The organism is Qipengyuania aestuarii (genome assembly GCF_019711535.1).
GTDB classification, from domain to species: domain Bacteria; phylum Pseudomonadota; class Alphaproteobacteria; order Sphingomonadales; family Sphingomonadaceae; genus Qipengyuania; species Qipengyuania aestuarii.
This window is the reverse complement of the sequence record NZ_JAIGNP010000003.1, coordinates 386,901-408,897: the sequence shown is the minus strand read 5'-3', so window position 1 is coordinate 408,897 and position 21,997 is coordinate 386,901. Positions and strand designations below refer to the sequence as shown.

The window sequence follows — 21,997 nt, the reverse complement described above, 5'->3', positions numbered from 1 at the left end:
GCCGGAGAAGATTATTCTGCTGCCGGAGCGGCTTCGTCGGTGGCCGGAGCTTCTTCAGTCATCGGGTCAGCGGCGGTTTCGTCGGCCATCATGGTGTCGTCGGTCGCCATAGTGTCGTCAGCCATCGGTGCTTCGACAGGAGCGGTTTCAACAACCGTGGTTTCTTCTTCAACCGGTGTTTCTTCAGCGGTTTCGCCGCAAGCAGCGAGGGTCAGCACAACGGGAAGAGCTGCAACGAGAGCGATTTTCTTCATGATTCGTATTCCTGCGCCATGATTGGCGTGGCCTTAAAATAGCCTTATTCTCGTCAAGTAAAAGACACATTTTGCATTGGGTGCATTTTCATGCGTGCCGGGCGGAGTCACGCTGTGAGAGGGCGTGGCTCGGCGGGACGCTTCTGCATGCTGCGCTTGTCCATCCACCCTGCCACTCGCACCATGGCTGACGGGACGATGGAGACGATAAGACCAACCACGACAGCGTCGATTGCCAGGGTCAACCACAATTCCGTTCCCATACTGCCGACGGCGGTCTCGTTGAGATGCTGATGCAGGAGGCTAGCGGGAACACGTGCCAGCAACAGCAACGGCAGTGCGAGAAAATAGAGCAAGCCGAGCCGTCGCGCCGATGCGATAGGTCCGCTAATCCTGCCGTCGGTCGCAGCGGCTACGACCCAGGCGATGAGCAGGGGTTCCAGCAGCTGCTGGCCCAGCCCCACGGCGGCGCGGAAAGTATCGACATGCACTTCGGGAATGAGGAAGCGAGCATAGAATAGCGCCGCAAAAACGACCAATGAATAGGCGAAATACGGGAGGTAGCGGAGGCCTGCTGAGCCCAGAGGCGCAAGCTTGCGGTCACTGCGCTGGGAGATGAAATACCGGATGACGAAGAAGGCCCCGACATAGATCGATGCCATCTTCACCCAGCCGAAAGCCATTCGCAGCCCATCATCTGCGACGGCGCGCCCCATCTCCTGGCTTTCGAACATGCCGATACGCACTTCGACGATATGCTGCGCAAACTCCCAGCCGATGATTGCGGCAAATAGCCAGGGTAGGGCCTTTATCGCGCGCAGACTGTCGACATAGGTCCCGCCGAGGTCGGTGAAGAAACGTTTTATCCAGATCATTGTGAATCCTCCCTATATTCAAGCAAGTCCCCCGGCTGGCATTCCAGTTCGCGGCAGATGGCTTCGAGTGTCGAAAAGCGGATCGCCTTGGCCTTGCCTGTTTTCAGGATCGAAAGGTTGGCGAGTGTGAGCCCGATGCGTTCGGACAGTTCGGTCAGCGTCATGCCGCGATCCTGCAGCAGCTCGTCCAGCCGGACAGCGATTGCGCTGGTGTCCTCGGTAGGCATCAGACGGTGCCTTCCAGGTCTTCGCGCATGGCGGCGCCTTCGCGGAAAACCTTGGCCAGAAGGAACAGCAGAAGAACCGCGAACCAGCCGGTGAGCGAGAAGGTCCAGCCGAAATATTCGCCGCTGGCCGCGCTCGCCCAGACCGATATCTGTCCGAATATGAGGTCGAGGATATTAACGCCCAGAAGCGCCCAGCCTACTGCCTTGAGCCGGCGTGCATTCTGCTCGCTGAAAGCCTGCCCGATGGCCGCGTCACGGAGCAGGGCGATCAGGCGGGTGAAGATCACATGGATGCAGATCGCAGCCGGCACCACGATAGCGCAGACCGAGACAAGCCACGTCCACACCGCCCGGACTGCCTCTTGTCCGCGGACCTCGAACGCTTGAGTAATTGCCGGATAGAAATGCTCGCTCGCCAATAGCAGCGCAGCGAGAAGTAGAGTGAACAAGACTGCCCCAATCCAGTTCAGCCAGTTCGCGATGCGAAATATCCAGATTGTCGTTCCGAACACGGGCATATCTCCTTTATCGAAATTCGATATGATGCAGACGACCCTTATCGTCAATCGATAATATCGAAAAACGATATGTGACTCGGAATCGCGCTCCTTGACCCTGTCGGGCGCGCATCCTATATGCCCTCTCGACCGCACGCTTCGAGCGAGTCTGATTCATGCGCGGGGATCGGACACAGGATGGAAGCGGCGTTTCCATATCGCGACGCTTTTCATGAGCTGCAGCTGCCGCCGCTAAGGGTGTGCATTCGCTGCGGCCTTTTTGCGTCTCGCGATACGGCTCTCACGCGCATGAGACATCAAATTTCGCTCCTGTCCGAGTCAATGGACATTGCGGAGCTGGCACACGAGAAGAGGTAATTACCCCTTATGGCTACCAAGGCGAAGGCCCCCCGCAGCACGGCTTCGGGTACCGCAAAGCGGCGTATCCGCAAGATCTTCGGCGACATCCACGAAGTCGTCGACATGCCCAACCTGATCGAGGTCCAGCGCGAGAGCTACGAACAGTTCCTGCGGTCCGACAAGGACAAGGGCCATGTCTCGGGTCTTGAAAAGACGCTGCGCTCGGTCTTCCCGCTGCGCGATTTCGCCGGCACTGCCGAACTCGACTTCGTGCATTACGAACTCGAGCCGCCGAAATACGACATCGTCGAATGCCGCCAGCGCGGGATCACCTATGCTGCGCCGATGAAGGTCACGCTGCGCCTGATCGTCTTCGAGGTCGACCAGGAAACCGAAACCCGCTCCGTCCTCGATATCAAGGAGCAGGACGTTTACATGGGCGACATGCCGCTCATGACGGACAACGGCACCTTCATCATCAATGGTACCGAACGCGTCATCGTTTCGCAGATGCACCGTTCGCCGGGTGTGCTGTTCGACCATGACCGCGGCAAGACCCATTCCTCGGGCAAGCTCCTCTTCGCGGCCCGCATCATTCCGTACCGCGGCAGCTGGCTCGACTTCGAATTCGACGCCAAGGACGTGGTCAACGTGCGTATCGACCGCAAGCGCAAGCTGCCGGTCACCGCGCTGCTCTACTCGCTCGGCCTCGATGCGGAGGACATTCTCTCGCACTTCTACGACAAGGTCGAATGGAAGCGCGCCAAGGATGGCTGGGAGCTGCCCTTCGTCGCCGAAAACTGGCGTAACCAGAAGCCGGCCTTCCCGCTGGTCGATGCCAAGACGGGCGAAGAAGTGTTCGCCGCCGGTCAGAAGATCAGCCCGCGTGCTGCCAACAAGGCGGCCAAGGATGGTCTGGAAACCCTGCTGCTGCCGACCGAAGAAATCTTCGGCCGCTATGCCAGCGAAGACCTGATCGACGAAAGCACGGGCCGCATCTACATCGAAGCCGGTGACGAAGTCTCGGCAGAGAACCTCGAAGTGCTCGACGCTGCCGGTGTCGACAGCCTGACGCTGCTCGACATCGACCACGTGAACACGGGTCCGTGGATCCGCAACACGATGAAGGTCGACAAGGCCGAGAACCGCGACGAGGGCCTTGAGGCGATCTACAAGGTCATGCGTCCCGGCGAACCGCCGACCAAGGAAACCGCAGAAGCGCTGTTCGAAGGCCTGTTCTTCGACGCCGAACGCTATGACCTGTCGGCCGTGGGCCGCGTCAAGCTCAACATGCGTCTCGAGCTCGATGCCGAAGACACCGTCACCACGCTGCGCAAGGAAGACATCCTGGCCGTGGTGAAGGAACTGGTCGACCTGAAGGACGGCAAGGGCGAAGTCGACGACATCGACAACCTCGGCAACCGCCGTGTGCGTTCGGTGGGCGAACTGCTGGAAAACCAGTACCGCGTCGGCCTGCTGCGCATGGAACGCGCGGTGAAGGAGCGCATGAGCTCGGTCGACGTGTCGACCGTGATGCCGAACGACCTCATCAACGCCAAGCCCGCCGTGGCTGCCGTGCGCGAGTTCTTCGGCTCCAGCCAGCTCTCGCAGTTCATGGACCAGACCAACCCGCTGTCGGAAGTCACCCACAAGCGCCGCGTTTCGGCGCTTGGCCCGGGCGGTCTTACGCGTGAACGCGCCGGCTTCGAAGTTCGCGACGTTCACCCGACGCACTATGGCCGTATCTGCCCGATCGAAACGCCGGAAGGCCCGAACATCGGTCTGATCAACTCGCTGTCGACCTTCGCCCGCGTCAACAAGTATGGCTTCATCGAGACGCCGTACCGCAAGGTGAAGGACAACAAGGTCACCGACGAGGTCATCTACCTCTCGGCGATGGAAGAACAGAAGCACACCGTCGCGCAGGCTTCGGCCGAACTCGACGAAAACGGCGGCTTCGTGGAAGAGCTGGTTTCGGCGCGTCAGAGCGGCGACAACCTGATGGCTCCGCGCGAAACCATCACGCTGATGGACGTCAGCCCGAAGCAGCTCGTCTCGGTCGGTGCATCGCTCATTCCGTTCCTGGAAAACGATGACGCCAACCGCGCGCTGATGGGCGCCAACATGCAGCGCCAGGCCGTTCCGCTCGTCAAGGCGGAAGCGCCCTGGGTCGGCACCGGCATGGAAGAGACCGTTGCGCGCGATTCGGGCGCGGCCATCACCGCCAAGCGCGGCGGCGTGGTCGACCAGGTCGACGCAACCCGTATCGTCATCCGTGCGATCGGCGATGTCGAACCCGGCCAGTCGGGCGTGGACATCTACACGCTGCAGAAGTTCCAGCGTTCGAACCAGGATACCTGCATCAACCAGCGTCCGCTGGTGAAGGTAGGAGAGACGATCGAAGCCGGCGACATCATTGCCGACGGTCCCTCGACCGATCTGGGCGAACTGGCACTGGGCCGTAACACGCTCGTCGCCTTCATGCCGTGGAACGGCTACAACTACGAGGATAGTATCCTCATCTCCGAGCGTATCGTGAAGGACGACGTCTTCACCTCGATCCACATCGAGGAATTCGAAGTCATGGCGCGTGACACCAAGCTCGGGCCCGAGGACATCACCCGCGACATCCCGAACGTCGGCGAGGAAGCGCTGCGCAACCTAGACGAGGCGGGCATCGTCTACATCGGTGCCGAAGTGCACCCGGGCGATATCCTGGCCGGCAAGATCACGCCGAAGGGCGAAAGCCCGATGACGCCGGAAGAAAAGCTTCTGCGCGCCATCTTCGGTGAAAAGGCCAGCGACGTGCGCGACACTTCGCTCCGCCTGCCGCCGGGCGTTGCCGGGACTGTCGTCGAAGTTCGTGTCTTCAACCGTCACGGTATCGAGATCGACGATCGTACGCGTGCCATCCAGAACGAGGAAATCGAACGCCTCCGCAAGGACGCTGCCGACGAACGCGCCATTCTGAACCGTGCCACTTACAACCGCCTGCGCGACATGCTCGAAGATCAGACGGCTTCGGCTGCGCCCAAGGGTGTGAAGAAGGGCACCGAGATCACTGAAGAAGTGCTCGACAGCATCGATCGCCACGAGTGGTTCAAGTTCGCAGTTGCGGACGACAATCGCCAGCAGCAGATCGAAGCGGTCAAGTCGCAGTACGACGAGAGCGTGAAGGTCATCGACGACAAGTTCGAAGACCGTAAGGAAAAGCTCGAGCGCGGTGACGAACTCGCTCCGGGCGTGCTCAAGATGGTCAAGGTCTTCGTGGCGGTGAAGCGCAAGCTGCAGCCGGGCGACAAGATGGCCGGCCGTCACGGTAACAAGGGTGTGATTTCGCGCATCCTGCCGGTCGAGGACATGCCGTTCCTCGAAGACGGTACGCCGGTCGACATCGTGCTGAACCCGCTGGGCGTTCCCAGCCGCATGAACGTCGGGCAGATCTTCGAAACGCATCTCGGAATGGCTGCCCGTAACCTGGGCATGCAGATCGGCGAGCAGCTCGAGGACTGGAAGAAGGCCAATCCGAACGCTTCGGAAGATTACGCCAAGGCGAAGCCGCCCGAAGCCGTGATCGAACGTCTGAACGAAGTCTATGGCGACCGTTATGCCGACGATCTGAAGAGCCGTTCGACCGAGGAAATCGTCGAGCTGGCCGGTAACCTGCGCTACGGCGTCCCGATGGGCACCCCGGTGTTCGACGGTGCCCGCGAAGGCGACGTGACCGTGGAACTGGAAAAGGCCGGCCTCGACGCAGACGGCCAGTCGGTCCTCTTCGATGGCCGCACCGGTGAAGCGTTCGACCGCAAGGTGACCGTGGGCATCATCTACATGCTCAAGCTGCACCACCTGGTCGACGACAAGATCCACGCCCGTTCGATCGGTCCCTACAGCCTCGTCACCCAGCAGCCGCTGGGCGGTAAGGCGCAGTTCGGCGGCCAGCGCTTCGGTGAGATGGAGGTCTGGGCACTCCAGGCCTACGGTGCAGCCTACACGCTGCAGGAAATCCTCACCGTGAAGTCGGACGACGTGATCGGCCGGACCAAGGTCTACGAAGCCATCGTCAAGGGTGACGATACCTTCGAGGCCGGCATTCCGGAGAGCTTCAATGTGCTCGTCAAGGAAATGCGCAGTCTGGGTCTCAATGTCGAACTCAAGTCGCTTGCCGACGACGAGGACGACGACGGCCTCGCGATCGCGGCGGAGTAAGGAAACGATGCAGCAAGCTTTAGAGCCCCCTTTCTCCGCCATGTCCGACCCTGACGCATATGAGATCCTTCGCTTGTGGGGTGCCGATGGCGCTCAACATGTGAATATCAAGGGCGGACTTTGGGAAGACCCAGCATCATGGGGCGTCGTCCTAGCCGACCTTGCACGACACGCCGCCCAGGTTTTGGAGAGGGACGAAGGGCTGAAGATCCCTGATTCTCTCCGCCGGATTCAAGACGGTTTCCTAGCGGAACTGAACAATCCGACCACGAACATCACCTCGCACGAGAGGCACTGAGTCATGAACGAACTGACCAAATTCACCAACCAGCTCGCGAAGCCCGAAACCTTCGACGAGATCCAGATCGGCATCGCCAGCCCCGAGCGCATCCGCTCGTGGTCCTTCGGCGAAATCAAGAAGCCGGAAACGATCAACTACCGGACGTTCAAGCCCGAACGTGACGGCCTGTTCTGTGCGCGCATCTTCGGTCCGGTGAAGGACTACGAATGCCTGTGCGGCAAGTACAAGCGCATGAAGTACAAGGGCGTCGTCTGCGAGAAGTGCGGCGTCGAAGTCACCGTGACCAAGGTCCGCCGTGAGCGCATGGGTCACATCGAACTGGCTGCTCCGGTCGCGCACATCTGGTTCCTGAAGTCGCTGCCGTCGCGCATCGGCCTGCTGCTCGACATGCAGCTCAAGCAGCTCGAACGCGTGCTCTACTTCGAAAGCTACATCGTGACCGAGCCCGGCTTGACCGCGCTCGAGAAGAACCAGCTGCTGACCGAAGACGAAATGCTCGAAGCGCAGGACGAGTACGGCGAAGACGCCTTCTCGGCCGACATCGGTGCATCCGCGGTCAAGACCATGCTCATGGATCTCGATCTCGAGCAGGAAAAAGAAGATCTGCTGGAAGAGCTGGCGACCACCAAGTCGAAGCTCAAGCCTGCCAAGATCATCAAGCGCCTGAAGGTCGTCGAAAGCTTCATCGAGAGCGGCAACCGTCCCGAATGGATGATCCTCGAAGTCGTGCCGGTCATTCCGCCCGAACTGCGCCCGCTGGTGCCGCTGGACGGTGGCCGTTTCGCGACGTCGGATCTCAACGACCTCTATCGCCGCGTCATCAACCGTAACAACCGCCTGAAGCGCCTGATGGAGCTGCGCGCGCCGGACATCATCGTCCGCAACGAAAAGCGCATGCTGCAGGAAGCTGTCGACGCATTGTTCGACAACGGCCGCCGCGGCCGCGTGATCACCGGTGCGAACAAGCGTCCGCTCAAGTCGCTGTCCGACATGCTCAAGGGCAAGCAGGGCCGCTTCCGTCAGAACCTTCTGGGTAAGCGCGTCGACTATTCGGGTCGTTCGGTCATCGTGACCGGTCCGGAACTCAAGCTGCACCAGTGCGGCCTGCCGAAGAAGATGGCGCTCGAACTGTTCAAGCCGTTCATCTACGCCCGCCTCGATGCCAAGGGTCTTTCCATGACCCTGAAGCAGGCGAAGAAGTGGGTCGAGAAGGAACGCAAGGAAGTCTGGGACATCCTCGACGAAGTCATTCGCGAGCACCCGGTTCTCCTGAACCGCGCCCCGACGCTTCACCGTCTCGGCATCCAGGCGTTCGAACCCGTGCTGATCGAAGGCAAGGCGATCCAGCTTCACCCGCTGGTCTGCGCCGCCTTCAACGCCGACTTCGACGGCGACCAGATGGCCGTCCACGTTCCGCTGAGTCTCGAGGCGCAGCTGGAAGCGCGCGTGCTGATGATGTCGACCAACAACATCCTCTCGCCGGCCAACGGCAAGCCGATCATCGTTCCTTCGCAGGACATGGTGCTGGGTCTCTATTACCTGTCGATGGAACGCCAGGAAAAGACGCCCGAGTACATGGACGGCGACGACGGCGAGAAGCACGAGATCCTGCCAATGTTCAGCGACATGGCCGAAGTGCATCACGCGCTGGAAAACAAGGATGTCACGCTGCACTCGAAGATCATGGCCCGCGTCCCGCAAGCGGACGAAAAGGGCAAGGTCGAGATGAAGCGTTTCGTCACCACCCCGGGCCGCATGCTGATCGGCGAATGTCTGCCGAAGAACCACAAGGTTCCCTTCGACATCGTCAATCGCCTGCTGACGAAGAAGGACATCGCCGACGTGATCGACGAAGTCTATCGTCACACCGGCCAGAAGGACACGGTGCTGTTCGCCGATGCCATCATGGTGCTGGGCTTCCGCAACGCGTTCAAGGCCGGCATCTCCTTCGGCAAGGACGACATGATCATCCCCGACAGCAAGGCGGGTATGGTCGAGTCCACGAAGGCGCTGGTTGCTGACTACGAGCAGCAGTACCAGGACGGTCTCATCACCCAGCAGGAAAAGTACAACAAGGTCATCGACGCCTGGAGCCAGTGCGGCGACAAGGTGGCCGACGCCATGATGGAAGAGATCCGCTCGCAGCCGGTCGACAAGGACGGCAAGGAAGCGCAGATCAACTCAATCTACATGATGAGCCACTCCGGTGCGCGTGGTAGCCCGGCCCAGATGAAGCAGCTGGCCGGTATGCGCGGGCTGATGGCCAAGCCGTCGGGCGAGATCATCGAGAACCCGATCATCTCGAACTTCAAGGAAGGCCTGAACGTCCTCGAATACTTCAACTCCACCCACGGCGCCCGTAAGGGTCTCGCGGATACGGCGTTGAAGACGGCGAACTCGGGTTACCTGACCCGCCGTCTGGTCGACGTGTCGCAGGACTGCGTCATCGTCGAAGAGGACTGCAAGACTGACAATGCGCTGGAAATGCGTGCCATTGTGCAGGGCGGTAGCGTCATCGCCTCGCTCGGCGAGCGTATCCTCGGCCGCACCACGGCAGAAGACATCGTCAATGCCGCCACCGGCGAAGTGATCGTCAAGGCCGGCACGCTGATCGACGAACCGATGGTCAAGGTCATCGAGGACGCCGAGACGCAGGTAGCCAAGATCCGCTCGCCGCTGGTCTGCGAAGCCAAGCAGGGCGTTTGCGCAACCTGCTACGGCCGTGACCTTGCTCGCGGTACGCCGGTGAACATCGGTGAAGCTGTCGGCGTCATCGCCGCACAGTCGATCGGTGAACCCGGCACGCAGCTGACCATGCGTACCTTCCACATCGGCGGTGCCGCACAGCTCAACGAGACCTCGCATCTCGAAGCCGTGTCGGACGGTAAGGTCGAATATCGCGACATGCCGACCATCACCGACAAGAAGGGTCGTATCCTGTCACTCGCCCGTAACGGCGAACTGGCCGTGATCGACAAGGAAGGCCGCGAACGCGAAATCCACAAGGTGCCTTACGGTACCGTGCTGATGCACAAGGATGGCGGCAAGGTGAAGGAAGGCGATCGTCTGGCAGAATGGGATCCGTTCTCCCTGCCGATCATCACCGAGCAGTCGGGTGTGGTCCGCTTCCAGGATCTCGTCGACACGCAGACGATGGAAGAACGCGTCGACGATGCCACCGGTATCGCCCAGCGTGTGGTCACCGAAATCCGCAGCGGCGGACGCGCGAAGAAGGACGATCTTCGTCCGCGCCTCACGCTGTTCAACGATGCCGGGGACGACAGCGAAGCTGCGCGTTACATGCTGGCGCCGGGTACGGTGCTATCGGTCGAGGACGGCCAGGAAGTGCAGGCAGGTGACATCCTCGCCCGTGCTTCGCGTGAAGCCGCCAAGACCCGCGACATCACCGGTGGTCTGCCGCGTGTTGCCGAACTGTTCGAGGCCCGCGTGCCGAAGGACAATTCGATCATCGCCAAGATTTCGGGCAAGATCGAATTCGTTCGCGAGTACAAGGCGAAGCGCAAGATCGCGATCGTTCCGGAGGAAGGTGATCCGGTAGAGTACCTGATCCCCAAGACCAAGATCATCGACGTCCAGGAAGGCGACTTCGTCAAGAAGGGCGACACGCTGATCTCGGGTTCGCCGAACCCGCACGACATTCTCGAAGTCCTCGGCATCGAGGCACTGGCGGAATATCTGTGCACGGAAATCCAGGAAGTCTACCGACTGCAGGGCGTGAAGATCAACGACAAGCACATCGAGGTCATCGTTCGCCAGATGCTGCAGAAGGTCGAGATCACCGATAGCGGCGATACCGTGCTGCTCCCGGGCGAACAGGTCGATCTGGAAGAGCTGAACGAAACCAACGCGAAGCTCGGGAAGAACAAGGAGCACGCCAAGGGCACTCCGATCCTTCTCGGCATCACCAAGGCATCGCTTCAGACGCGTTCGTTCATCTCGGCGGCGTCGTTCCAGGAAACCACCCGTGTGCTTACCCAGGCTTCGGTCGAGGGCAAGAAGGACACGCTGGTCGGTCTCAAGGAAAACGTCATCGTCGGCCGTCTCATTCCCGCCGGTACCGGTGCGGGCATGAACCGGATGCGCGTGACCGCCTCCAGCCGCGACGCTGCCCTGCGGGCACAGTGGAAGAAGGCTCAGGACGCGATCATCGCTGCCAACACCGCAGCAGAAGAGCACGAGGCGGAACTCGCCCAGGGCCCCGAAGCTGCGATTGGCGATGATCCGCTGGCGAGCATGGAGGGGGAAACCCACGGCACCGATGCCGATGCGGGTGACTACCTCAATGAAGATGCGAAAGACGGCGAATAAGCCACTTCGCGATTCGCAAATAAATATGGGCCCCGCCGGAGAAATTCGGCGGGGCTTTTTTGTTACACACCGCGTTGGTTATGAAGAAGAGCTAATAAATAAGTAGATTTCCGTAACGTCAATGGCTTATTAGGCAGAGGTGAAAAGCTCGGGCAGGGGGTCGCTTTGAAGCCAGGTCATCCAAATTGTATTTCCACGCCAGCAGGGCAGTTCGCCTTGCGTCGCCGGTTGGGCGATCTGAAGCGTGGCCTGGGTATCCTGCTCGTACCTTCGCTAGTGACCATCCTCGTCGTCACCAAGGTGTTCTACGATCCGGCCAATGGGCCCTACCTGCTGGTCCTTGCCGCGATCCAGATCGCGCTGGTGGCGCTGTCGGTGTTCCTGGCCCGCAATTTCGACCCGGCAAACGCCCCTTGGCAGGCGCTGTATCGCCGCTGGAAACTGGTTGTCGCCGCACAATTCGCCACCAGCATCGGCTGGATGATCCTGTTTCCCTATCTGGCGATCATTGCCGATCCGATCGATATCACCTTCCTCGGGATCGCAGGAACGGCGATCTATTGCAGCGTGCTGATGGCTTATCGCAGCAGCCCGGGTGTCGGCATTTTCCATATCCTCGGCATGTCAGTCGGTCTGGCCTCGACTACCCTGGCGGTGGCGGGTCTGGATGGCTGGCCGTCGCTGACGTTGCTCACATCCTTCGGGATCGTGCTGATGATCACTCTGATCAATCAGGAGCGCAGCTTTCGCCAGTCCGTCCGCAGCGAATTCCGGCGCCGCGAAAACGAGGCAATGATCAGAGTGCTGCTGGACGATTACGAGGAGCAATCGTCGGATAGCCTCTGGATGGTCGGACCGAACGGAAATCTGCGCGATGTCAGCGAGCGATTTGCAGCTCTGATCGGGATCGAGCGTGAGAAATTGGAAGGGCTCGCATTTCTCGAGCTCTTCAAGCCCAGCAAGGAGCGCGACATACTTGCGCGGCGTCTTTCGAACCAAGAGCCTTTCCGGGATCTGCTGGTCGGCCTCATGATCGACGGAAACCTCAGGTACTGGCGACTATCTGCGCGGCCCCGCGATGGTGGCGCAGGCATGGCTGGTGTCGCCAGGGACGTGACGAGCGCGCGGCTCGTCGAAGAACGGGTTGCTTTCATGGCCCATTACGACAGCCTGACCGGAGTGGCCAATCGGCACCTCTTCAATGAAAGGCTTCGCGGGAAGGAAAAGGAGGGCACCTCTGCCGTCTTCGATGCCGCAGTTTTCTATATTGACCTCGACGATTTCAAGGCGGTCAACGATGCCCGTGGCCACGCCTTGGGTGATGCGTTGCTGCGCGAGGCGGCGGCAAGGCTGGAGCAGGAGGTGCGCAAGGAGGATCTGGTGGCGCGGCTTGGCGGGGACGAATTTGCCGTCCTCATCAACACCCGGTCGGGTGACGGTCTGCTGCTTGAACGCGCGCATCGTTTTCTGTCCGTCATGCGCGCGCCCTTCGTCATAGATGGCCAGCGTCATCGCATATCGGCCAGCGTCGGAATCGCCCGTTCTCTGGACGGAGATTGCGACGCCGACGAACTGATGCGCCGTGCCGATCTGGCGCTTCACATGGCGAAGAAGAAGGGCCGCGATGACCTGGCGCTGTTCGATCCGAGCTTCGACCGAGCGGCCCGCGAGCGCCGCGAGATCGAAATGGATCTGGGCGAGGCGCTCAACCGGGGGCAAATGTATCTCGACTACCAGCCCGTAGCCGATCTCAGAACCGGAGAAATCACGGCCTACGAGGCCTTGCTGCGCTGGCGTCATCCGCAGCGCGGGATAATCGCGCCAAACGAATTCCTGCCCTTCGCCGAGGAAACGGGCCAGATCCTGTCTTTCGGTGACTGGGTTATCCAGCAGGCACTTTTCGATGCCTCGAGGGCCTCTGGCGAATTTCGCATAGCGATCAACCTTTCGCCTACTCAGGTGAAAACACCTGGCATCGTTGGTACGGTCGCCCAGGCCATCGATATGACACATATCGCTCCTGAGCGCGTGGAGCTGGAAATCACCGAGCATGTCCTGATGGACGAGGATCACAAGAGCCTGACGAACCTGATGGCCTTGCGCGATCTAGGCGTGAAGATCGCGATCGACGACTTCGGCACCGGCTTCTCCTCGCTCAGCTATTTGCGTCGCTTTCCGTTCGATCGGCTCAAGATCGATCGCACGTTCGTGACCGATGTCGTGCAGGACATCGCCAGCCAGGCGATCGTATCGAGCATCACCCGCCTTGCCGACGCTTTCGGCGTGGCAGTGACAGCAGAAGGGATCGAGTCGCCCGATCAGCTGGACATGTTGCGCAAGCTGGGCGCCGACGAGGCGCAGGGGTTTCTGATCGCAAAGCCGTCCTCGGCCGACTGCATGGCGCTACCTTTACCGGCCCCGCACGGGGGGGAGAGATCCACCAGCGAATATCTCGGCACGGAATTTCTGGAGTATCGCCGCAAGCGCCAGAAAGTGACGGCCTCTGTGCGGGCGCGGACGCAGGAAGCCTTGCGCACACGCTGACGCCCGCGCTCACGATCGGGACCCCTATCGGACCGCTCGCCATATCCTGCGCCTTGCGCTATCGGCTGCGGCCATGACTACCATTACGCGTTTTGCGCCGTCGCCCACCGGCCATCTTCATGTCGGAAATAGCCGTACCGCGCTCCACAACTGGCTGTTGGCGCGTCAGGCAGGCGGCAAGTTCATCCTCCGGATAGATGACACCGATGCACAGCGCAGCCGGGAAGAATATGTCGATGGTATCCGCAAGGATCTCGCCTGGCTCGGTATCGAACCGGACGCGGAGGAGCGGCAATCGCTGCGGCTCGAGAAATATGAGGCGGCATTCGAGGCCCTGAAGCAGGCCGGTCGGGTTTACCCGGCTTACGAGACGGCACAGGAGCTCGAACTCAAGCGCAAGATCCGTTTGGGACGTGGTCTGCCGCCGATCTATGACCGTGCGGCGCTCGATTTGAGCGCAGAGGACCGGGCAGCCAAAGAGGCGGAGGGCATCGCTCCGCATTGGCGATTCAAGCTTGACCACGATGAAGCCATTCGCTGGGACGATGGCATTCGCGGCGCGCAGAAATTCGATCCGTCGCAGCTGTCCGATCCGGTTGTCCGGCGGGCCGACGGCAGCTGGCTCTATATGCTTCCCAGTGCGGTTGACGATCTCGATATGGGTATCACCGATGTCCTGCGCGGGGAGGACCATGTATCCAACACCGCCGTGCAAATTCAGATGTTTACCGCACTTATTGCTGCAGCATATCCTAACAGCGAAATGCCGCGGTTCGCGCATGAAGCCCTGCTGGTAGGAAATGAGGGCAAGCTATCGAAACGCCTTGGCTCGCTCGGCTGCGACGCGTTTCGCGAGCGCGACATCGAGCCCGAGGCGATTGTCGCACTGCTGGCGCGGCTCGGAACGTCCCGCCCCGTCGAGGCGATCGCTGATCGCGGCGAACTGGTTGCCAGTTTCGACCTGTCCACCTTCGGGCGTGCCCCTGCACGGTTCGACGAAAGCGAGCTCGATCGACTCAACGCCGCGATCCTCCACCAGATGGATTTCGCCGAGGTTGAAGGCCGGCTGCCGGATGAAATGGACGCAGCCGGCTGGCATGCCGTCCGTCCGAACATCACGCATCTGAAAGAGGTGCGCGACTGGTGGCAGCTGGTCACCGGCCCGATCGATCAGCCTGATTTCGAAGCGGAAGACAGGGCGTTTCTCGGTGACGCCGCAGCAGCTCTCACCTGGTCGGAAACTCCCTGGCAGGACCTGACAGCCAGGCTCAAGGAATCGACGGGGCGCAAGGGCAAAGCCCTGTTCCTGCCCCTGCGGCAGGCGCTGACGGGCAAGGACCACGGGCCGGAAATGAAAGAGCTTCTACCACTGATCGGGGAAGAGAAGGCCCGGGAACGGTTGGAACGCTCCGCCGCCTCGCCGCGTTCATAGCCGAGGTTACCGCCCAGAAGGAGAATTGCGACGCATGGCAGGCGAGGCACTCGTGCCTACCACACGATGGTTGGATGCGTTCAGTGCCCAGAGCGCCGGCAAGGATGTCATCGCGGGCCTCGTGCTTTCCATCCTGCTCGTGCCGCAGGCCATGGCTTATGCTCAGCTGGCTGGGCTCCCGCCGCAGATGGGCCTCTTCGCAGCGCTGACTCCTCCCGTCCTGTATTTCTTTTTCGGCACCTGCCCCTTCGTCTCGGTGGGACCGGTGGCGCTGGTATCGCTTGTGATCAGCGAAGCTGTCGGGAATGCGGCGCTCGAACCGCAGGTCGGGGCGGCAATCATCGGTATCGAGGCGGGTATCCTGCTGGTCATTCTGGGCGGCTTCGGGCTGGGAAGGCTGGTCAATTTCATCAGCGAACCGGTCCTGCTGGGCTTCACTGCCGCAGCCGCGTTCCTGATTGCGGCAAGCCAGCTGCCTACGCTGCTCGGGATCGATGTTCCGCGGGCGGGGAATCTCCCTTCAGCGCTCTCTGCACTCGGGGAAGGTTTGGAGCAGCTGCGTCCAGTCACCGCGGCCATCGGCGCCGGTGCGCTGACGGCGCTGTTGCTGGCCAATCGCTATGCGCCCGCCGTTCTCTGGAAGATCGGAGTCAAACCGCCATTCCGGCTCGCCCTGGCAAAGTCGCTCCCCCTGCTCGTCATCGTGATTGCAGGCTGGATCGCCGCGACCAGTCCGGCGAAAGTGCCCACGGTAGACGCTGTGTCCGGCGGGCTGCCGCATCTTTTCAGTTCTTTTGCCGAACCTTCCGTCTGGATCGGTTTGTTGCCGAGCGGCCTGGCCGTGGCCATCATCGTTTTTGTGACTGCCACTGCAGTCGCCAAGGCGCTTGCCGGGGAAGATCGCAGCAATCTCGATACGAGCCGGGAAGCGGTGGCATTGGGGGCAGGCAATATCGCTGCCTCGCTCACGGGTGGCTATGCGGTCGGTGCCAGCCTCAGCCGTTCGGCGCTGGCAGGCGATAGCGGCGGGCGCACTCCGCTCACTTCCATCATCGCGTCGCTCGCCATCGTGGCCGTCCTTTTCCTTCTTGCTCCGCTGCTGGCCTACCTGCCGAAGACCGCCTTGGCCGCCTTGGTGATCAGCGCGGTTTTCGGTCTGATCAACCTGCGCGAAATTCGGGCGGTCTGGGACCATGACCGGGTCGAGGCGGTTATCGTCGGGGCGTCATTCCTGTCGACATTACTGCTCGGCGTACGGTTCGGCCTCGCCATCGGGGCACTTTTGGGGCTTGCCTATTTCCTCTGGTTCTCCTCGGTGCCGCGCGTAACGCGGGTTGGCACGGACGACGGGGGAGCGAGCTTTCGATCGATCGAGCGCGATGCGGTCGAGCTGACCACCTTGCCGAATCTCGTGGTCAGGATCGACCGGTCAATCTATTTTGCCAATGCCGCCTATATCGAAGAAGAAGTCTTCAACCGGCTGGCAGAACATGACGGCGTGACAGGCCTGGTGCTCGACATGAGCGCGGTGAACGATATCGACGCAAGCGGTCTTTCCATGCTGAGGCGCATGGTGACGCGCCTCAAATCGATGGGCATCACTCTGCACTTCGCCGCCGTTCACGAACCGGTGGCTGAGATCTTGGAGAAGCTCGATAGCAACGTCTGCCGCTTTTACCGGACCGTGGGGCAGGCCCTCGAAGGGTGCGGCGTTCAGCTCGACGAGGATATCGCGCCGACCTGATTATTCCCCGTGCTTTTCCAGCTCGTCACCCGCCACGGTGACGACGTGCATGAGATTGGTCGAACCGGGGGTGCCGAAAGGGACGCCGGCCAGCGCAATCAGTTTCGAACCGGCGCTGCCGAGCCCATGACGAAGCGCCATGCGCTTGCCCTTGGCGATCATCTCTTCGAAGCTGCCGATGTCCTTGGTTGCCACTGCATGGGCGCCCCACAGCAGGCCTAGGCGGCGCGCCGTCGTCATGCTCGGCGTGAGCACCAGCATGGGCACGCTGGGCCGTTCGCGAGCCACGCGGCGGGCAGTGGAGCCGCTGCCGGTGAAGACGGTGATTGCTTCGATGGCCACTGTGTCGGCGACGGTCATGCAGGCGTGCGCCAGCGCGTCAGCGGTGGTGCGATCGGGCGGGGTGTCGAGGAAGCGCACGCGGCCGAGATAGGCCTCGTCCTGCTCAACCTGCTTGGCGATGCGGTGCATGATGGTAACCGCTTCTTCGGGCCAGTCGCCCGCAGCGGTTTCCGCGCTCAGCATCACGGCGTCGGCGCCGTCATAGACCGCATTCGCCACGTCGGAGACTTCGGCCCGGGTCGGGGCCGGGCTTTCGATCATGCTTTCGAGCATCTGCGTGGCGACGATGACCGGCTTGCCGGCGGTGCGCGCCTTGTTGACGATCTGCTTCTGGAGCGGCGGAACTTCCTGCGGTTCCAGCTCGACGCCCAGATCCCCGCGGGCGACCATGATGCCGTCCGACATCTCGATGATCTCGTCGAGGCGGCGCACCGCCATCGGCTTTTCGATCTTGGCGCATAGCGCGCCCTTGCCGCCCATCAGCTTGCGCGCTTCGGCAAGGTCTTCAGGACGCTGCACGAAGCTCAAGCCGATCCAGTCGACATTCTGGTGCATCGCGAAGGCAAGATCCTTGCGGTCCTTGTCGGTCAGTGCGGGGATCGGGACTTCGGCATCGGGCACGTTCACGCCCTTGCGATCGGAAATGACGCCGCCGACTTCGGCCGAGCAAAGGATTTCGTTCTCGTCGGCGCGGATGACCTTCAGCCGGATCTTGCCATCGTTGATGAGTAGGCGCTGGCCCTTCTCGAGCAGGCCGAACAGTTCGGGATGCGGCAGCTGCACTCGGGTTTCATCGCCCGGCTCGGGATTGCGATCGAGCGTGAAATGGCCAGAATGCCGGATCACCGCCTGACCATCCTTGAACTTGCCGACGCGCAGCTTGGGGCCCTGAAGATCGGCGAGGATGGCGATCGGACGATGGAAATCCTTTTCCATCTGGCGGATCGCCTTGATCGTCTGTTCGTGATCGCCATGTTCGCCGTGGCTCATATTGACGCGGAAGGCGTCTACTCCGGCCTTGAACAGGCGGGCGAGCATTTCGGGAGACCGGCTGGCGGGGCCGACAGTGGCGAGGATTTTGACCTTGCGGCCTCTCGGATCGAGCTTTTGCATGAACAACGCCTATGGCAGAGCCGTGTGGCAACTCAAGGACAAGCTTTCGATGGATACGAATACAAACGCACTCGACCAACTTCCCGATGACGTAGCGGCGGCCGCCTTCCGGCGCCTGGTCCGCCATTTGCAGCATCGCCACGATGCGCAGAATATCGACCTGATGGGTCTATCGGGCTTCTGTCGCAACTGTCTGGCCGACTGGATCATCGATGCAGGCTATGACGGCGACAAGGCCGCTGCGCGCGAAGTGATTCACGGAATGCCGCAGGACGAATGGAAGGCGACCCGCCAGACCCCCGCGACCGACGAACAGCTCGCGCGGATGAAGGAAAGCGTCGCGAAAAATCGGGTGGAGTAACCACAAGCGCCTTCACCCGGGCCGGGTGGGTGGCTATCGCACCCGGCAACCGATTCTCATTTCATTGGAGCACTCCTGAAAATGGCCGAAGCCACCGACGACCGCCTGCGCCTGCTGATCGAGCGTATCGAGCGCCTCGAAGAGGAAAAGAAGGGCATCGCGGACGATATCCGTGACGTTTATGCCGAATCCAAGGCTGTCGGATACGACACGAAGATCATGCGTCAGATCATCAAGCTGCGGAAGATGAAGCCCGATGAGCGCAGCGAGCAGGAAACCATCCTCGACACCTACAAGGCCGCGCTCGGCATGGGTTGAGGCCAAGCTGCGGCGGACCGACGGAACGCCGCGCCAGGCCACCGGGTTGGTTGGGTGAAAGGATTTCACCCATGACCACCGAAAATGTGAAAACCGCATTTGTTGAGGAAATCTCAGAAGAACCCCGCATGCCGGGTTCGGAGACCGATCTTGAACGCAAGCCCGAATGGCAGCCGCGCTATCCCGGATCGGGGCGGCTGAAAGGCAAGGTGGCGATCGTGACCGGAGGTGACAGCGGCATCGGCCGCGCCACCGCGGTCCTGTTCGCGCGCGAGGGCGCGAAGGTGGCGATCGCCTATCTCGAGGAGAACGACGACGCCAAGATCACTGCGGAAGCGATCGAGCAGGAAGGCAGCGAGGCCTTGCTGCACGAAAGCGATCTCGGCTGTCCCGACAGCTGCAAACTGCTGATCGACCGCGTGATCGACAAATGGGGCCAGCTCGATATCCTCGCCAATATCGCAGGCGAGCAGCACCCCGATGACGATATTACCGATATCACGGTCGAACAGCTGCAGCGCACGTTCCAGACCAACATCTTTTCGATGTTTTACCTGACTCAGGCCGCCCGTCCGCATCTGAAGAAAGGGGCGGCAATCATCAATTGCACCAGCGTCACCATGTATCAGGGCGCCGCCATCCTCCTCGATTACAGTTCTACCAAGGGAGCAATCACTGCGTTCACCCGGTCGCTGTCGGAAAATCTTGTAGGCGAGGGTATCCGTGTGAATGCAGTGGCCCCGGGCCCGATCTGGACGCCGCTCAACCCCATGGGCGGGCAACCGCCCGAGAATATGGACGACTTCGGCGAGGACACACCGATGGGGCGGCCCGGCGAACCCAATGAGGTGGCTCCGTCCTTCCTGTTTCTTGCCTGCGAGGACAGCTCCTACATGTCCGGACAGGTCCTCCATCCCAATGGCGGGATGATCATCAACGGTTGATCCACGCAGCAGGCGTGGTATGCTATTAATACAGTAGATGATTGGAGATTGGAATGCCCGGACCCTGGAAGGACGCGCGCGGCGTCATCGTGACCACCACGCCCACCATCGAAGGGCGGCCCATTCAGGATTATCTCGGCATCGTCACCGGTGAAGTAATCGTGGGCGCGAACCTGTTTCGCGACCTTTTCGCCAATATCCGCGATATCGTCGGAGGGCGTTCGGGGAGCTACGAACGCATCCTGCGCGATGCCCGCGAACAGGCGATCGAGGAATTGCAGGCCGAAGCGGCGACTCGCGGTGGCAATGCCGTCGTCGGCGTCGATCTCGACTATGAGGTCATCGGTGACACTGGCTCGATGCTGATGGTTTCGGCGAGCGGGACCGCCGTTAACGTTTAACTGGCAAAGGCAGTATCTGCGCCGAAAACCAACGCGTTGAAGAGGGCGTGCTGGACTATCGAGGCATTTAGGCCCAACTTCGTGCGCGTGAATGCCAAGAGTACTCCGCCTATCGTCTGCGGAAGAACCATCACTAAATGAATTGCGGAGAAGGTGTCGTAATTCGTCAGGTGAACGGCGCCGAAAGCTAGGGAACTCAGATAGACGATCTTGGCGTAATGGCGAGCGAACCAGCCCGGCATCGCCTGGTGAGTTTTTCGGCGAACCCCCCATCGTAACAAAGCTGCTACCGCGCCAATGGCGAAGACCGAAAGCCAGGCGATTGCGTCTCCGGAAAACAAGGCAAAGCCAGCGAACGCAATCGCGGCGAGACCCAGTATCGTCCCCGCGAATTCGAGGTCAGCTTTGCGTCCGCTAAGCCAGCCGCGAAATATTACTTCTTCGAGCACCGGCGCGACCGTCGTGGCGAATAGGAATAGGAAGAGCGGGCTGATCCCGAAGTCTGGGGTAGCCGGAAATGCTGCCCCAGCCGCTTCTGCACTGAACATGGCGATCAGGAAGACCGCAACAATTCCGATATCGATCCCGAGGACGGTAAGGAGTGCGATGGTTCTTGTCCGCCCAAGCGGTTGGCGCCCGACAGGCGGAACCGGTGAGCGGACGAAAGACAGGAGTTCGCTGTAAGTCTTCGATACGACCTCTTTGACTGGCAGGAGCTGACTATTGTCAGCCGCGTACAAGGCCCAGGGACTCGTATGTCTTCTCGAGCGTCGGCACTGCGATTTCGCGAGCTTGCGATGCGCCGCGGGCAAGGATGGCGTCCAGTGCCTCGCGGTCTTCCAGCAATGCGGTGAAGCGCTCGGAGATCGGGCGTAGGCTTTCCACCATCACTTCGCCCAAGGCGGGCTTGAACTTGCCGAAGCCTTCGCCCCCGAAATCCTTGAGGACGGTTTCCACACTGCCTTCGGTCAAGGCAGCGTAGATCGTGACCAGATTCAACGCTTCGGGGCGTCCGGCCAGCCCGGCTTCCTCGCCCGGCAGCGCTTCCGGATCGGTCTTGGCCTTCTTGACCTTTTTCATGATCGTGTCGGCGTCATCGGCAAGGTTGATCCGGCTCATTTCCGAAGGATCGGACTTGCTCATCTTGGCCAAGCCGTCGCGCAGCGACATGATGCGTGCGGCCTGCGGCGGAACGATGGGGTCGGGCAGGGTGAAGACCGGGGCCTCTTCCGAGGCGAAATCATTGTTGAACTTCTGGGCGATATCGCGCGCCAGTTCGAGATGCTGCTTCTGATCCTCGCCCACTGGAACATGCGTCGCCTGGTACAGCAGCACGTCGGCGGCCTGCAGCACGGGATAGGTAAACAGCGCGACCGACTGGCCTTCGCGGTTCTTGCCAGCCTTGTCCTTCCACTGCGTCATGCGGTTGAGCCAACCCATGCGAGCCGTCCCGCCGAGCAGCCACTGCAATTCGGCGTGCTGCGGGACCTGTGCCTGATTGAACAATACGCTCTTTGCCGGATCGATGCCGCACGCGACGAGGGCGGCCGCCATCTCCAGCGTGCCCTTGCGCAATTCGGCCGGGTCATGCGGCATGGAAATGGCATGCAGATCGGCCAGGAAGAACAGGCACTGCTCTCCATCCCCCATCTCGTCCTGCATCCGCACCCAGTTGCGGATCGCCCCGAGGTAATTGCCGAGGTGGAGATTGCCGGTGGGCTGGATGCCGGAGACTACGCGCATGGA

17 protein-coding genes are annotated in these 21,997 nt (G+C 61.1%); 10 read left to right on the top strand and 7 right to left on the bottom strand.

Annotated features, from left to right (window positions below; genetic code table 11):
* Nucleotides 1-11: 11 nt before the first annotated feature.
* From K3175_RS11700 to K3175_RS11685, 4 genes are all read right to left on the bottom strand, one after another.
* Nucleotides 12-254: a hypothetical protein gene (locus K3175_RS11700; protein WP_247710876.1), complete on the bottom strand. Its 243-nt coding sequence runs from the start codon at nucleotides 252-254 to the stop codon at nucleotides 12-14.
* A 107-nt stretch (nucleotides 255-361) separates the two neighbouring features.
* Nucleotides 362-1,129: a hypothetical protein gene (locus K3175_RS11695; RefSeq protein ID WP_221543559.1), complete on the bottom strand. Its 768-nt coding sequence runs from the start codon at nucleotides 1,127-1,129 to the stop codon at nucleotides 362-364.
* Nucleotides 1,126-1,356 (bottom strand): helix-turn-helix domain-containing protein, encoded by a 231-nt coding sequence (locus K3175_RS11690; protein WP_221543558.1) that lies wholly within the window; start codon nucleotides 1,354-1,356, stop codon nucleotides 1,126-1,128. The genes K3175_RS11695 and K3175_RS11690 overlap by 4 nt, the downstream gene beginning before the upstream one ends.
* Nucleotides 1,356-1,868 (bottom strand): DUF2975 domain-containing protein, encoded by a 513-nt coding sequence (locus K3175_RS11685; protein ID WP_221543557.1) that lies wholly within the window; start codon nucleotides 1,866-1,868, stop codon nucleotides 1,356-1,358. Before K3175_RS11685 ends, K3175_RS11690 begins: the two co-directional genes overlap by 1 nt.
* A 372-nt stretch (nucleotides 1,869-2,240) precedes the next feature.
* On the opposite strand from K3175_RS11685, the gene rpoB reads away from it, so the two are divergent.
* The 6 genes from rpoB (at nucleotide 2,241) to K3175_RS11655 (ending at nucleotide 16,772) form a co-directional block, all read left to right on the top strand.
* Nucleotides 2,241-6,422 carry a DNA-directed RNA polymerase subunit beta gene (gene rpoB, locus K3175_RS11680; protein ID WP_221543556.1) on the top strand — a complete coding sequence of 1,394 codons (4,182 nt, stop codon included), beginning with the start codon at nucleotides 2,241-2,243 and terminating at the stop codon, nucleotides 6,420-6,422.
* Nucleotides 6,322-6,720 (top strand): DUF5076 domain-containing protein, encoded by a 399-nt coding sequence (locus tag K3175_RS14395; protein ID WP_425594844.1) that lies wholly within the window; start codon nucleotides 6,322-6,324, stop codon nucleotides 6,718-6,720. Before rpoB ends, K3175_RS14395 begins: the two co-directional genes overlap by 101 nt.
* Nucleotides 6,721-6,723: 3 nt before the next feature.
* On the top strand, nucleotides 6,724-11,052 hold the full coding sequence (gene rpoC, locus K3175_RS11670) for a DNA-directed RNA polymerase subunit beta' (protein ID WP_221543554.1): 4,329 nt from the start codon (nucleotides 6,724-6,726) through the stop codon (nucleotides 11,050-11,052).
* Between the two features lie 228 nt (nucleotides 11,053-11,280).
* Complete coding sequence (locus tag K3175_RS11665) at nucleotides 11,281-13,596, top strand: putative bifunctional diguanylate cyclase/phosphodiesterase (RefSeq protein ID WP_221543553.1); 2,316 nt, start codon at nucleotides 11,281-11,283, stop codon at nucleotides 13,594-13,596.
* 73 nt (nucleotides 13,597-13,669) lie between these two features.
* Nucleotides 13,670-15,028 carry a glutamate--tRNA ligase gene (gene gltX / locus K3175_RS11660; RefSeq protein ID WP_221543552.1) on the top strand — a complete coding sequence of 453 codons (1,359 nt, stop codon included), beginning with the start codon at nucleotides 13,670-13,672 and terminating at the stop codon, nucleotides 15,026-15,028.
* A 34-nt stretch (nucleotides 15,029-15,062) separates the two neighbouring features.
* Nucleotides 15,063-16,772 (top strand): SulP family inorganic anion transporter, encoded by a 1,710-nt coding sequence (locus K3175_RS11655; protein ID WP_221543551.1) that lies wholly within the window; start codon nucleotides 15,063-15,065, stop codon nucleotides 16,770-16,772.
* Here K3175_RS11655 and pyk read toward each other — a convergent pair whose 3' ends face one another.
* Nucleotides 16,773-18,227 carry a pyruvate kinase gene (gene pyk, locus K3175_RS11650; protein WP_221543550.1) on the bottom strand — a complete coding sequence of 485 codons (1,455 nt, stop codon included), beginning with the start codon at nucleotides 18,225-18,227 and terminating at the stop codon, nucleotides 16,773-16,775. It lies immediately after the preceding gene.
* Between the two features lie 49 nt (nucleotides 18,228-18,276).
* Between pyk and K3175_RS11645 the strand changes: the two genes are divergently transcribed.
* The 4 genes from K3175_RS11645 to K3175_RS11630 all read left to right on the top strand — a co-directional run bounded on the left by K3175_RS11645 (nucleotide 18,277) and on the right by K3175_RS11630 (nucleotide 20,251).
* Nucleotides 18,277-18,588: a DUF1244 domain-containing protein gene (locus tag K3175_RS11645; protein ID WP_221544125.1), complete on the top strand. Its 312-nt coding sequence runs from the start codon at nucleotides 18,277-18,279 to the stop codon at nucleotides 18,586-18,588.
* A gap of 81 nt (nucleotides 18,589-18,669) precedes the next feature.
* The gene (locus K3175_RS11640) at nucleotides 18,670-18,906 is read left to right on the top strand and encodes a DUF2312 domain-containing protein (protein ID WP_160608848.1); all 237 of its coding nucleotides are present in this window, start codon (nucleotides 18,670-18,672) and stop codon (nucleotides 18,904-18,906) included.
* A 71-nt stretch (nucleotides 18,907-18,977) separates the two neighbouring features.
* Nucleotides 18,978-19,850 (top strand): SDR family oxidoreductase, encoded by an 873-nt coding sequence (locus K3175_RS11635; protein ID WP_221543549.1) that lies wholly within the window; start codon nucleotides 18,978-18,980, stop codon nucleotides 19,848-19,850.
* Between the two features lie 53 nt (nucleotides 19,851-19,903).
* Entirely contained in the window at nucleotides 19,904-20,251 is a 348-nt protein-coding gene (locus K3175_RS11630; RefSeq protein WP_221543548.1) for a heavy metal-binding domain-containing protein, read from the top strand.
* Here the strand turns inward: K3175_RS11630 and K3175_RS11625 are convergent.
* Both K3175_RS11625 and trpS read right to left on the bottom strand, forming a co-directional pair.
* The gene (locus K3175_RS11625) at nucleotides 20,248-20,991 is read right to left on the bottom strand and encodes a CPBP family intramembrane glutamic endopeptidase (RefSeq protein WP_221543547.1); all 744 of its coding nucleotides are present in this window, start codon (nucleotides 20,989-20,991) and stop codon (nucleotides 20,248-20,250) included. The genes K3175_RS11630 and K3175_RS11625 overlap by 4 nt on opposite strands.
* Entirely contained in the window at nucleotides 20,978-21,994 is a 1,017-nt protein-coding gene (trpS, locus tag K3175_RS11620; protein ID WP_221543546.1) for a tryptophan--tRNA ligase, read from the bottom strand. The genes K3175_RS11625 and trpS overlap by 14 nt, the downstream gene beginning before the upstream one ends.
* Nucleotides 21,995-21,997: the final 3 nt, after the last annotated feature.